Genomic DNA, 12313 nt, shown 5'->3' with positions numbered 1-12313 from the left:
GCTCCCCCACGCAAAGCCAGGGCCCGGAATACTATCCGGGCCCTGCGTTCAACATGCTCCGGTGTTTTATATGGCCACGTGGTCATGCGCATCTCCCGGCTCATGCCAGCCGCATCATCATGGTGAAACCGCTGCCCTCGAAATGGGCAGAGCCTTTCCTCCCATATAAAAAACCCATTTGCAATCAATTACATAAATTATGGCATGTATCTTGATTATATCTATTCAAGCACCAGATGCACCGGCATCAGCGCTCAATAAAGCGATAAGCCGGCAGCAACGGGTCACGACAAGATCGGTCAATTCACCAGCAAGTCCAGGGTGGCTTAAGGATAGTAATGATGAAGCAAAAACTTATCGTAATCGGCAATGGCATGGTCGGCCACCACCTGGTACAGCAGTTGGTTGATCAGCAGGGTCTGGAGCATTACGAGATCACCGTATTCGGCGCAGAAAAACATGCCGCCTACGATCGGGTGCACCTGTCGGAAGTATTCGATGGCAAGACCCCGGACCAGCTGTCCATGGCCGGCGCCGACTGGTATGCCAACAATGGCGTCACCCTGCGCCTCAACGAGGAAGTCACCGGTATCGATCGGGCAGCTAAAATCCTGACCACCTCTCTCGGCCACAGCCTGAACTATGACCAACTGGTACTGGCCACCGGCTCGATTCCCTTTGTGCCGCCCATTCCCGGCAACGACAGAGACAACTGCTTTGTCTATCGTACCCTGGACGATCTGGCCGAAATCCAGGCTGCCTGCCAGAAGGCCAGGACAGGGGTAGTAATCGGTGGTGGCCTGCTCGGCCTGGAAGCCGCCAACGCCCTGCGTCTGCTCGGCCTGGAAACCCATGTGGTGGAGTTTGCCCCGCGGCTGATGCCGGTACAGCTGGACGAGCAGGGCGGCACCCTGCTGAAGGAAAAAATCGTGCGCCTGGGGGTGCAGGTTCATACCGAAAAAGCCACCCGCCACATTATTGATGGCGAAAGCGCCCTCCACCGCCTGGAATTTGCCGACGGTGCCGTACTGGAAACCGATGTACTGTTGTTCAGCGCCGGTATCCGCCCCCAGGATGCCCTGGCACGCAGCGCCGGCCTCGAGCTTGGCGAGCGCGGCGGCATCTGCATCAATGACCAGTGCCAGACTTCGGATCCGGCCATCTTTGCCATCGGCGAATGTGCCCTGTGGGACGGCAAGCTGTTCGGGCTGGTTGCCCCCGGCTATCAGATGGCACGGGTGGCCGCGGCTCAGCTGCTGGGCAGCGAAGGTGCCTTCCAGGGTGCCGACATGAGTACCAAGCTCAAGCTGCTGGGAGTGGAAGTCGGCGCCATCGGTGACGCCCACGGCCAGACCCCGGGCAGCCAGGAAGTGCTGCTGCTCGACAGGAGCAAGGATCTGTACAAGAAACTGGTGCTGAACGAAGCGGGTGATCGCCTGCTCGGCGCCGTGCTGGTGGGTGACACCGGCGACTACGACAGCCTGCTGCAAACCTATCTCAACGACATGCCGCTGCCCGATCACCCGCTGGCCCTGCTGGTACCGGAAGGAGCCGAGGGTGGCGCATCCTCCAAGGCAGCCCTGCCGGCGACGGCCACCATCTGCTCCTGCCACAACGTCACCAAGGGTGCCATCGTCGAGGCAGTTCAGGGCGGCGCCTGCGATGTATCCGCGGTCAAGGCCTGCACCAAGGCCGGCACCGGTTGTGGCGGCTGTAGCGGCCTGCTTGGCCAGGTGGTCAACCAGGCGCTGGAAGAACAGGGCATCACCGCCGACAAGAGTATCTGTGAGCACTTTGCCTACAGCCGTCAGGAGTTGTTCCACCTGATCAAGGTCGGCCAGATCAAGAGCTTCGATGAGCTGCTGACCAAGCATGGTCATGGCCTGGGCTGCGATATCTGCAAGCCGGCAGTCGCGTCCATCTTTGCCTCCCTGTGGAACGAGCATGTGCTGGAGCCCAGACATGCGGGCCTGCAAGACACCAATGACGCCTTTCTCGCCAATATCCAGAAAAACGGTACCTACTCGGTGGTGCCCAGGGTACCCGCGGGGGAGATAACTCCGGATCAACTGCTAACCATCGGCCGGGTTGCCAAGCGCTACGACCTCTACACCAAGATCACCGGCGGCCAGCGCATCGACCTGTTCGGTGCCCGCCTGGAGCAGCTGCCACTGATCTGGCAGGAACTGATCGACGCCGGTTTTGAAACCGGCCATGCCTACGGCAAGTCGCTGCGTACGGTCAAATCCTGCGTTGGCTCCAGCTGGTGCCGCTATGGCGTGCAAGACTCGCTGGATATGGCGGTGGCCCTGGAGCACAGGTACAAGGGTCTGCGCTCGCCCCACAAGCTCAAGTTTGCCGTGTCCGGCTGTACCCGCGAATGCGCCGAAGCCCAGAGCAAGGATGTGGGCGTGATCGCCACCGAGAAAGGCTGGAACCTGTATTTCGGCGGCAATGGCGGCATGCGCCCACGCCATGCAGACTTGTTCGCCACCGATCTGGATACCGATACCCTGATCCGCTACATCGACCGGTTGCTGATGTTCTATGTGGCCACCGCCGATCGACTGCAGCGGACCTCGGTCTGGACCGAGAACCTGGAGGGCGGCCTGGATTACCTGAAACAGGTGGTCATTGACGATTCCCTCGGCCTGGCAGAAGAGCTGGAAGGGCGCATGGCCCACGTTATCGGCAGCTACCAGTGTGAATGGAAGACGACCCTCGAGAGTCCGGAAAAGCTCAAGCGCTTCCGCAGCTTCGTCAACACCGAACAGGCCGACGACAGCATCGTCTTCGACCGTAAGCGCGGCCAGATCCGCCCCGTTGAAATGATTGAAATCAAGGAGTTATCATGAGTCTTACCCGTCTTTGCCAACTGGATGAGCTGCCGGAATACGGCGGCATGGCCGCCCTCGTCGAGGATCAGCAGCTGGCCCTGTTCAACCTGCCGGGGCTGGGCTACTTCGCCCTCGACAACTGGGACCCCCTGGGCCAGGCGCAAGTGCTGTCGCGGGGCATCCTGGGCGACATCAAGGGCGAACCCTGTGTCGCCTCGCCCCTGTACAAACACCATTACTCCCTGCGCGACGGCCGCTGCCTGGAGCAGGAGGACGTCAAGGTCAAGGTCTGGCCCCTGGTCGCCAAGGACGGCCAGCTCTGGCTTGAGCAGTAATCCCTGACGGGATAAGGACGCGGGATTGGGCCAACGGAAATAGGGGAGCCGGAAACCCGCCCCGCGTCCACCTTAAATAATCACACGGTGCCGCATTGGCACCGTTTTTGTTGGCAGCTGTTTACGATCTTTATGAAGCTTGTCTGTAACGGCTCAAACAAAGAGTCGACAGGGCTGCTTCTTCCAGGCTCCGCCGTTGTCTGAAGGTCGCGCCCACAGGCGACAGCGAGCTTGGGGGAAAACAAAGGGGGCAGCGAAACAGACCCTCCGCGCCAGGGGGCGCGAAGCGCCTAGTACAGCATCTTGGCGCCGCGACCGAGTTGCCAGTGGCAAGTCACAGCGTAGCGACAAGAGCTGTTTCCGCGATACCGGCGCGGCGGAGCCCCCAGGGAGGGGTTTATGGCGAGTCGGCGGAGTAGTGCGCTTTGGCCGGGTACAAAAGATTTCAAACAGGCTCTTATGCGCAAACACTCAGCGGGTACGGATCGCCTCGATAATGGCGCTGGTGGAGCAACCGTCCTCGAAGTTGAGCACCTTCACCTCGCCGCCGTTGGCGGTCACTTCCTCGAAGCCGGCGATCTGCTCGGGCTCGTAGTCACCACCCTTGACCAGCACGTCCGGCAGGGTTTCGGCGATCAGCCGGCGCGGGGTGTCTTCCGCAAAGGGCACCACCCAGTCGACCGCGCCCAGGCCGGCCAGCACCGCCATGCGCCTGTCCACCGTGTTGACCGGGCGGCCCTCGCCCTTGAGGGCGCGCACCGAGGCATCGGTATTGACCGCGACGATCAGCCGGTCGCCCAGCTGGCGGGCATGGTTGAGGTAGGAGACATGGCCGGCATGCAGGATATCGAAGCAACCATTGGTCATCACGATCTTCTCGCCCCGGCGACGGGCCGCGTCCACCACGTATTTCAGCTGTTGTTCGGTCACCACCCCCATGCCGGACTCGGGCGCGCCATAGAGTTCATTGGCCAGCTCGATGGCGGAAACGGTGGAAGTACCCAACTTGCCAACCACTATGCCGGCGGCCACGTTGGCGAGGGCGCAGGCCTCGTCCAGCGGCAGGCCGGCGGCCAGGCCGGTGGCCAGGGTGGCGATCACCGTGTCACCGGCACCGGTGACGTCGAACACCTCGTGGGCCTGGGCCGGCAGGTGCAATTCGTCCTGGCCCGGACGGATCAGGGTCATGCCGTGCTCCGAGCGGGTCACCAGCAGGGCATCGAACTCGAAGCGCGCCACCAGCGCCAGGCCCTTGGCCACCAGATCACGCTCGTCCCTGACCTTGCCGACCACCGCCTCAAATTCGCTCATATTAGGGGTGAGCAGGGTAGCGCCCCGGTATTTTTCAAAATCCGAGCCCTTGGGATCCACCAGCACCGGCACCCCCGCCTGGTTGGCGGCCTGGATCAGGGCCTGTACCTGGCTCAGGGCCCCCTTGGCGTAATCGGACAACACCAGCACACCGGCGTCGGCCAGGGCATTGCGGGTCTTGTCCAGCAGCGGCGCGGCGTCCTCGCCGGCAAAGCCTTCTTCAAAGTCCAGTCGCAGCAGCTGCTGATGGCGGCTGATGATCCGCAGCTTGGTGATGGTCGGATGGGTCTTCAGGCGTGCGAAGTCGCATACCACCCCGACCCCGCTCATCTTGTCCTGCAGGGTATTGGCGGCGTCGTCATCGCCGGTCAGCCCCAACAGGCGGGCATGACCGCCCAGGGCCGCGGCATTCAAGGCCACGTTGGCCGCCCCGCCCGGGCGCTCTTCATTGTGCTCGACTTTGACCACAGGTACCGGCGCCTCGGGGGAGATACGTCCGGTGGGGCCGGACCAGTACTTGTCCAGCATCACATCCCCGACTACCAGTACCCTTGCCTGCTCAAACTCCGGTAACTTTATCTTCATCGCCTAGACTCTTGTGACATGAAAGAGGCCAAATTTTATCACAGCCGCCGAGAATCGCACCCGTCGGCTGCCTGTCGGTGGTCATTCCGGCCGTAGTTAATTAGAATTCAACCATTTCCAACGGCGACCAGACCCTATGCGCGACTCATGGCTTCCCCCATTCAGCAGGCGACTGCTGCATCCCAAATACCTGTTCACCTGGTGTGGCCTGGGCCTGTTATGGCTGCTGGTCACCCTGCTGCCCTGGCGTACACAGATGGCCCTGGGCCGTGCCCTGGGGCGGGGCTCGATGCGGCCACTGAAATCCAGGGTCCGGGTGGCACGCCGCAACCTGGAGCTGGCCCTGCCCGAGCTGAGCCTGGCCGAGCGGGAATATCTGCTGCGGGAAAACTTCGAAAGCGTGGGTTGCGCCATCTTCGAGACCGGCATGGCCTGGTTCTGGCCCGACTGGCGCATGCGGGCCCTGACCCGGATGGAAGGCACCGAACATGTGGACGCGGCGGCCGGGCGGGGCCAGGGCATGCTGCTGCTGTCGGCCCATTTCCTGACCCTGGAACTTAATGCCCGCCAGTTCGGCCTGTATCGTCCGGGAGTCGGCGTCTATCGGCCCAACACCAATCCGGTGCTGGAATATGCCCAGGTCCATGGCCGCTGCCGCTCCAACAAATACCTGGTGGACCGGCTGGATATCAAGGGCATGCTCAGGGCGCTGCGTCAGGGGGATGCGCTCTGGTATGCGCCGGATCATGACTATGGCAGCCATGCCAGCGTGTTCGTGCCCTTCTTTGCGGTGACGGACGCCGCCACCATCACCGGCACCGCGACCCTGGCGCGGGTGAAAAACACCATCACCCTGCCCTGCTTTACCCTGCGCGACAACCGGGGCTACCGGCTGATCATCCAGCCGCCCATGGCTAATTTCCCCACTGGGGATGATGTGCAGGACGCCCTCGCCAGCAACCGGGTGCTGGAAGCCGCCATCCGCATGGCGCCGGGCCAGTACATGTGGCTGCACCGGCGCTTTAAGACCACCCCCGAGGGCGTGGCCTACCGGTATTAAGGGCATGAGACCGTAGGTCGTGCCTCGGCACGACAATCTTCGTCCCGATGTTTCTCCCGTATATTATTGTCGGCCCAAGGGCCGACCTACGACTAATCCCCAACGGCAAGCCACTCGTGCCAGCTGTCGATCACCCACTGGCGTTCGGCCTGCAACTCGCCATTGTCCACCCGACCGGGCAGATCCGACAAACTCAGCCGATGGCCCCGGTCACGGATGGCGCAATAGGCGGTCTTCAGCCGCAGGGCTTCTTCTTCCGTCAACAGCCCGACCTCCACCGCCGCCTCCAGGATGCGGATATTATCCGACCAGCGGGTCAGGGCCGGATGCTGATGGCTGTAAGCCAGCACCAGATACTGGGTTAAAAACTCGATATCGGCCAGGCCACCGGCCGACTGCTTGAGATCAAACTCCTCAGCCGTCCCCTTGAGCAGGTGGCTGCGCATCTTTTCGCGCATCTTGACTACTTCTTCGGCCAGGGCAGCCTTGTCCCTTTGCTGGCTGAGCACCTGCCGGCGAATCCCATCGAAGGATTCAAACAATTCCTGGTCACCCACTATCATACGGCTGCGCACCAGCGCCTGATGCTCCCAGGTCCAGGCCTGTTGCTGCAGGTAGCCGTGATAGGCATCCAGCGGGCTGACCATCAGTCCGGAATTGCCGCTGGGCCGCAGCCGCATGTCCACCTCATAAAGGATGCCGCTGGCGGTACGGGTACCGAACAGATGGATGATCCGCTGGGCCAAGCGCAGATAGAACTGCCGGTAGTCTAGGGGCTTGGCGCCGTTGGTCTGGCCCTTGATGGCACTGTCGTGGACAAACACCATATCCAGATCCGAGCTGTAGGCCAGCTCTATGCCGCCCAGCTTGCCGTAGGCCAACACCCCGAATCCCTTGTTGCTGCTGTCGGCCAGACACTCGGGCACGCCGTGCCGGGCGGTGAGCTGCGCCCAGGCCTGGTTGACCACCTCTTCCACTATCGCCTCCGCCAGCCAGGTCAGGTGATCGCTCACCTTCATCAGCGGCAGGGCGCCGGCGATGTCGGCGGCGGCGATGCGCAACAGCTGGATTTGCTTGAACTGGCGCAACGCCTCCATCTGCTGCTCCATGTCCTCTTCCGGCACCCGCAACAGGAACTGCCGCAGCTCGTCCTTATAAGCCTCCAGCGGCATCGGATTGTAGAGCAACTGGGGCACCAGCAGCTCGTCGAGCAGGATCGGATAACGGGCCAACTGCTCGGCCACCAACGAACTGGCCTCGCACAAGCGGACCAGCTGGGTCAGGGCGCCGGTGTTTTCCACCAGCAACTGCAGGTAGGCGGAGCGGGTGATGATACGGCTCAGCAGCTGACGCAGCCGCTCAAACAGTATGCCCGGTTTGGCCGACTGGTTGACCTTGTCGAGCAGTACCGGCACCAGTTTTTCCAGTGCCTGCCGCCCCTGGGGACCGACCGGCCGCCGGCCGCACTCCTCCTTGAGGGCGAGGATGGCGGTCGCCAGCCGAGCGGCCTTGTCCGCCTCCAGCCCCTGCTCCCGCAGCAGTGAATCCAGTTCATCCGGCTCCCATTCGGTCTGCCAGATGTCGATCCAGATCTGGGCGACGCCTTCTTCCTCGGCTTCCGTGGTGTCACCGATCAGCCCGATGAACTGCTCATGCACCCGGGCCATGGCGTCACTCAGGGCCAGGTAAAAGTCCTCCCAGCCGGCGAAGCCCATCAACCAGCTCAGACGGGTGCGGTTCAGTTCGTCCTGGGGCAGGGTCTGGGTCTGCTGATCGGCAAAGGCCTGCAGGAAGTTCTCCACCCGCCGCAGGAAGCGATAACTCTGATGCAGCCGGGCCGCGACCTCCGCCGTCAAGGCGCCAGCCTCACATGTTGCCGACAGTGCATCGGGCAGATGGCGCACCTGCAGCGCCGGCTCCCGGCCACCACGAATAAGCTGAAATACCTGGGCGATAAACTCCACTTCTCGAATGCCGCCGGCGCCCAGCTTGATATTGTCCTTCAGCCCCTTGCGCCTGACTTCGGCCGCGATCATCGCCTTCATCTGGCGCAATGAATCGATCACCCCGAAGTCAATGTAACGGCGGAATACAAAGGGTTTGAGCATGGCCTTCAGCTCGCGACTGTATTCTCCCTCGTCATTGAGGACTCGCGCCTTGACCATGGCGTAACGCTCCCAGGTGCGGCCATGATGCTGGTAGTAATCTTCCATGGCGGCGAAGCTGACCGCCAGCGGCCCCGATTCACCGAACGGCCGCAACCGCATATCCACCCGGTACACCTGGCCGTCGACCGTGGTCTGATTGAGGGCATTGACCAGCTTTTGCCCGAGACGGATAAAAAACTGCTGGTTGGCCAACTCCTTGCGCCCACCCCTAGTGACGCCGTTGTGGGGAAAGGTAAATATCAAATCGATATCGGAGGAGAAATTCAGCTCGAAACCGCCCAGCTTGCCCATCCCCAGGATCAGCATGGGCACCGCCTTGCCCTCGGCATCGGTGGGCGTGCCCAGTTCGGCACATTGACGCTGATACAGCCAGCGATAGGCCTCCATGATCAGGGCGTCGGCCAGGGCCGAGATATGCACGAAGCTCTCTTCCACCTCGGCGCCCTGCAGCATTTCCCGCCAGGCGATCAGCAGCAGTTCGCGCCGGCGGAACCGGCGCAGGGTCCGCATCATGCCGGGTTCGTCGGTAACCCCGGCCAGCTGACCGGCGAGGGTCGGACGATAACGACCGGCCCTGTCGCTGCAGTTGAGATCCGCCTCCTGCTCCAGGGTCAGCGCCAGCTCCGGCTGCTGGCACAGGCTGTCGGCGGCAAAATCGCTGCAGGCAAACAGGGCTTTCAGTTGCACACAACGGCCGGCGGACAGCCGCGGCAGCAGCTCGGCCGCTCTTTCCTCAAAGCGGATCCAGTGTTTATCGGCTTCGGCACTCAACAGGGCGGGCATCTCGACCATCTACATATCCTTATCGGTAATTGCTTGGCTTCAGACTACCACTGTTAACGCGCTTGAACAGAGGGGATTCGCACAGTTCGCCCCCCTTCGGCCCGAGGGTTTGAGCCATCGTCGGCCAGTGAGCACTTGCACTGGCGGCGGCGGCTGATTAGTCTGTATGACTTATTATGTCAGGATATTTTTATGGAACTATCCGTTATTGGCCGCCATCTTGAACAGCTGGGGGACAATACCAGTACCGGTTTTGCCTTTCAGTGCCTGCCAATCCCCGGTGACGTAGAGGTATTAAGGGTCACCGTGGGCGGTCGCGAAGAGCTGCCGCTGTTCGTGTCCATCTCCGATGATCAGATCCTCTGCATCAGCTACCTGTGGGATGAAAGCCAGGTCAATCCCGGGCTGCGACAAGGCATGCTGGAAGCCATGCTGGATATGAATATTCCCATGCCCTTGTCGGCCTTTGCCCGACTGGATGACTGGTACGTGGTGTTCGGCGCCCTGTCGCGCCACGCCAGCCTCGCCGATATCGAGCATGAGCTGGTGGTGCTGAGCGATAACTGCCTCGAGGTGATCGAGGACATGGTCGAGTTTTTACTGTGAGGATGGGGATATGAGCGTATTGGGCCAGATACTGCGCAGCCTGCAGGACTCACAGGATGGTCGCCTGGACCCGGACAAGGTGTGCGTGCAACTGGTACGCGCCTGCCGCCATGCGGAACAGCACTTGGCGGGCCTGGAGCGTCAGTGCCGGCAGCTACGCCGGGAGCAGGCGGCGCTGGACACCGGCCGGGCGGAGCTGCAACAAGCGATCAGCCGGCAGGAACAGGCTGTACTCGCCGCCCTGAATGCCCAAGCCCAGGAGCAGGCCAGGCAACTGGCGGCCCGGGTGGCAGAGCTGGAAGACCGGCTGGCCAACGGCCGGGCCGAGCAGACCACTAGCCAGCGGCAACTCGATTATTATCAACGCCGCCGGTTGCAGGCCGAACGCCATTACCACGATCTCTGCCGCCAGCTGTCGATGGCCAAGGCAACCTCCTGTGTACAGAAAACCATGGCCGCCATCCGCCGCCATCCCCAGGTGAAACTGCTCAACGCCAGGCAGGCGGTGCGGCAGATACGGGCCCGGGAGCAAGCCCTGGCGCAGGAGGCCGAAGAGCGATGCGACAATGCGCCGGTCCACTCCCATAGTGTCGAGCAGGTACTGGATCGCCTGCGGCGACAACTGGACGCCCGCTCATGACTCAGCGCAAGTTGCCGGAAAAATGGCAGAGTTCGGTAAGGGCAGCCAAGGCGGTGCAGGTGGCGTTCGATATGGACGAAGCGCTGCAGTACCATATTCGGCGACAAGCCCTGGATAATGGTCTGAGCCCCTCGGATCAGATCCGCCATATCCTTACCCTGCCCACCCCCACCAAGCCCAAGCGGCCCAGGTTGACGGTGTCCTTAAGCCCGCAGGACTATGTCTACCTGGCTGAGCGCTACGGCCTTGAGCCAGGCCAACAGCTGGAAATCAAGCACAGGGTGATGGACGAGCTGCTTGCCCACAGCCGGCAAGCCGGCAAGCGCGGGCAGTGAGCGTCACCACCCGACGGCGGGCCTCGGCCCCCGGGTCGAGCATGAATTTTCGGCGCCAGGACGCGCCTCGACAAGCAACCGACCGATAGGATCCCGGCCTTATGGATGTCACTCGGTCGCCAACCAATAGGGCTGCTGTTGCAACGCCTGGTCCCGGGACTGTTCCAGCGCCTCCAGCAGGAAATTCTGTTTACGGTCCAGCCAGAGCGTCAGTTCCTGCTGTTGTTCGGGATCCAGCTGGTCGTATGCCTCTTCCAGGGGAGTAAGCATGTCCAGATCCTCGATGCCGCGCAGTATATCCAGCCAGGGCATGCGGAACGCCAGTCGCTCTGCCTCCGGATACAGATCGCCGAAGCACAGGCCCACCATCAGGTTGCGCCTGAGTTTGCCTTTCTGCTGAATATACTCGGCCCGGCTCAGCTCGGGGTTGCCCAGGGCGCTTTGGCGCAGGGTCTGCCAGCTGTCATCGACCAACCGATCGGCCAGCCCCTGAACCGGCGCGGCCAGCCCGACCTGTTGCTGCTGACTTACCCCTGCCCGCCAGTCCTGGCGATACAGCCAGTGGGTCAGTCTCAACACCAGCCGGGCATAACGGGCGCTGTAAAACAGCTGCTGCAGCTTATCCTCATCGGGCAGAAAGTTGCCCTGCTCCTGCAGCCGACGCAACACCTCCTTCTGGCAGTCCAGCTTGCGCAGGTAATGGCCCTTCTCCAGGCTCAGCTGGGCCAGCATCTGGGCCCGGTCCAGCCAGGACAACTGTTGCTGTAGCCACAACAAGTCGTCTATCCAGCTACTGTTGACCTTGTGCGAGATAAGAGGGCCGAACATCAACAGGATCTGGTGCACCAGGGAGACCCCCTCCCGCAACTGCACCAGCAATTCGATGGCGGGCTGGGCCAGCCAGGATTCTTCATGATACTGCCAGTGTGCCATCCCCTGATGCAGCATGCGCGCCATGGCCTGCTCGCAGGAGTCCGCCGCCGCCAGCGGTACATGCTCCAGCGGTCGCAGGCCGGGCAGTGGACTCAAGCCCGCCAACTGATAGCCTCGCTGTGCCTTGGACACGGCCCCCAGGCGCAACCCGCCCTGGGCGATCAGGACTTCCGCCAGTTCGAACAGTTGCGAGGCATCTCCGCGGCACAGCTCCAGCTCCAGCTCGGCAATCGGCTCACTGGCCTCGCCGGCGCGCACTTCGCCGATGTCGAAGGCCAGCTCGATTTCGCTGCCGTCATCGCAACTCAACAGCCAGCGGCGGCGCACAAAATCGGTGCAAAACTGGGGCAACAGCGCCTGCTGCAGCGCATCGAGTGCCAGCCCCTCGGGCCAGATATGGGCGGGAAACAGGCCTAAATCAGGGCTGTGATCGGCCAGCCCCACATTATACTCGGGCCGCTGATGCAGGCCGCCGATCTGGCTGCCCGCCAGCTTGACGGTTTGCTCCAGTACCCCATCCTTGCTGCGGATGCGCAGGCCGGCATCGGCCCGGCGCAGGGCAAGATCGGCGGTGTCATAGTAGGTATTGGACAGGTGAAACTGATCCTGCTTAAGGATATTGTAATTTTTCAACAGCACGGGCAGGCGGCCCGATATATCATCTACGGCAAGAAACTTGATCTCTATTTCTGTATCCATAAGGGTATCCGATGTTACCAA

General features: G+C 62.0%; 9 protein-coding genes. 6 read left to right on the top strand and 3 right to left on the bottom strand.

Features of this window, described 5'->3' with window-relative positions:
- The first annotated feature begins 338 nt into the window (after nucleotides 1–338).
- Nucleotides 339–2855: a nitrite reductase large subunit NirB gene (gene nirB / locus ABD806_RS14240; RefSeq protein WP_344959157.1), complete on the top strand. Its 2517-nt coding sequence runs from the start codon at nucleotides 339–341 to the stop codon at nucleotides 2853–2855.
- Nucleotides 2852–3172 carry a nitrite reductase small subunit NirD gene (gene nirD / locus ABD806_RS14235; protein WP_344959155.1) on the top strand — a complete coding sequence of 107 codons (321 nt, stop codon included), beginning with the start codon at nucleotides 2852–2854 and terminating at the stop codon, nucleotides 3170–3172. Before nirB ends, nirD begins: the two co-directional genes overlap by 4 nt.
- A 471-nt stretch (nucleotides 3173–3643) precedes the next feature.
- Here the strand turns inward: nirD and hldE are convergent, their stop codons facing one another.
- Nucleotides 3644–5068: a bifunctional D-glycero-beta-D-manno-heptose-7-phosphate kinase/D-glycero-beta-D-manno-heptose 1-phosphate adenylyltransferase HldE gene (gene hldE, locus ABD806_RS14230; protein ID WP_344959153.1), complete on the bottom strand. Its 1425-nt coding sequence runs from the start codon at nucleotides 5066–5068 to the stop codon at nucleotides 3644–3646.
- Between the two features lie 136 nt (nucleotides 5069–5204).
- On the opposite strand from hldE, the gene lpxL reads away from it, so the two are divergent.
- On the top strand, nucleotides 5205–6128 hold the full coding sequence (gene lpxL / locus ABD806_RS14225; protein WP_344959151.1) for an LpxL/LpxP family Kdo(2)-lipid IV(A) lauroyl/palmitoleoyl acyltransferase: 924 nt from the start codon (nucleotides 5205–5207) through the stop codon (nucleotides 6126–6128).
- Between the two features lie 92 nt (nucleotides 6129–6220).
- Here lpxL and glnE read toward each other — a convergent pair whose 3' ends face one another.
- The gene (gene glnE, locus ABD806_RS14220; protein ID WP_344959149.1) at nucleotides 6221–9088 is read right to left on the bottom strand and encodes a bifunctional [glutamate--ammonia ligase]-adenylyl-L-tyrosine phosphorylase/[glutamate--ammonia-ligase] adenylyltransferase; all 2868 of its coding nucleotides are present in this window, start codon (nucleotides 9086–9088) and stop codon (nucleotides 6221–6223) included.
- A gap of 183 nt (nucleotides 9089–9271) precedes the next feature.
- Here glnE and ABD806_RS14215 point away from each other — a divergent pair, with 183 nt between their 5' ends.
- From ABD806_RS14215 to ABD806_RS14205, 3 genes are read left to right on the top strand one after another with little or no spacing between them, the layout of a single operon-like run.
- Entirely contained in the window at nucleotides 9272–9685 is a 414-nt protein-coding gene (locus tag ABD806_RS14215) for a YjfI family protein (protein WP_344959147.1), read from the top strand.
- Nucleotides 9686–9695: 10 nt separating this feature from the next.
- Complete coding sequence (locus ABD806_RS14210) at nucleotides 9696–10325, top strand: hypothetical protein (RefSeq protein WP_344959145.1); 630 nt, start codon at nucleotides 9696–9698, stop codon at nucleotides 10323–10325.
- Entirely contained in the window at nucleotides 10322–10660 is a 339-nt protein-coding gene (locus ABD806_RS14205) for a hypothetical protein (RefSeq protein ID WP_344959143.1), read from the top strand. The genes ABD806_RS14210 and ABD806_RS14205 overlap by 4 nt, the downstream gene beginning before the upstream one ends.
- Nucleotides 10661–10768: 108 nt before the next feature.
- On the opposite strand, the gene ABD806_RS14200 is transcribed toward ABD806_RS14205, so the two are convergent.
- On the bottom strand, nucleotides 10769–12292 hold the full coding sequence (locus ABD806_RS14200) for a CYTH and CHAD domain-containing protein (protein ID WP_344959141.1): 1524 nt from the start codon (nucleotides 12290–12292) through the stop codon (nucleotides 10769–10771).
- Nucleotides 12293–12313 lie beyond the last annotated feature (21 nt).

Source organism: Zobellella aerophila (genome assembly GCF_039539325.1).
In the GTDB taxonomy this organism is placed as follows: domain Bacteria; phylum Pseudomonadota; class Gammaproteobacteria; order Enterobacterales; family Aeromonadaceae; genus Oceanimonas; species Oceanimonas aerophila.
This window is presented reverse-complemented; position numbering and strand designations above follow the sequence as displayed.

Bases quoted from the DNA above. Each gene is read 5' to 3' on its own strand.
- nirB (WP_344959157.1), top strand. From the start codon at position 339: ATGATGAAGCAAAAACTTATCGTAATCGGCAATGGCATGGTCGGCCAC.
- nirD (WP_344959155.1), top strand. From the start codon at position 2,852: ATGAGTCTTACCCGTCTTTGCCAACTGGATGAGCTGCCGGAATACGGC.
- hldE (WP_344959153.1), bottom strand. From the start codon at position 5,068: ATGAAGATAAAGTTACCGGAGTTTGAGCAGGCAAGGGTACTGGTAGTC.
- lpxL (WP_344959151.1), top strand. From the start codon at position 5,205: ATGCGCGACTCATGGCTTCCCCCATTCAGCAGGCGACTGCTGCATCCC.
- glnE (WP_344959149.1), bottom strand. From the start codon at position 9,088: ATGGTCGAGATGCCCGCCCTGTTGAGTGCCGAAGCCGATAAACACTGG.
- ABD806_RS14215 (WP_344959147.1), top strand. From the start codon at position 9,272: ATGGAACTATCCGTTATTGGCCGCCATCTTGAACAGCTGGGGGACAAT.
- ABD806_RS14210 (WP_344959145.1), top strand. From the start codon at position 9,696: ATGAGCGTATTGGGCCAGATACTGCGCAGCCTGCAGGACTCACAGGAT.
- ABD806_RS14205 (WP_344959143.1), top strand. From the start codon at position 10,322: ATGACTCAGCGCAAGTTGCCGGAAAAATGGCAGAGTTCGGTAAGGGCA.
- ABD806_RS14200 (WP_344959141.1), bottom strand. From the start codon at position 12,292: ATGGATACAGAAATAGAGATCAAGTTTCTTGCCGTAGATGATATATCG.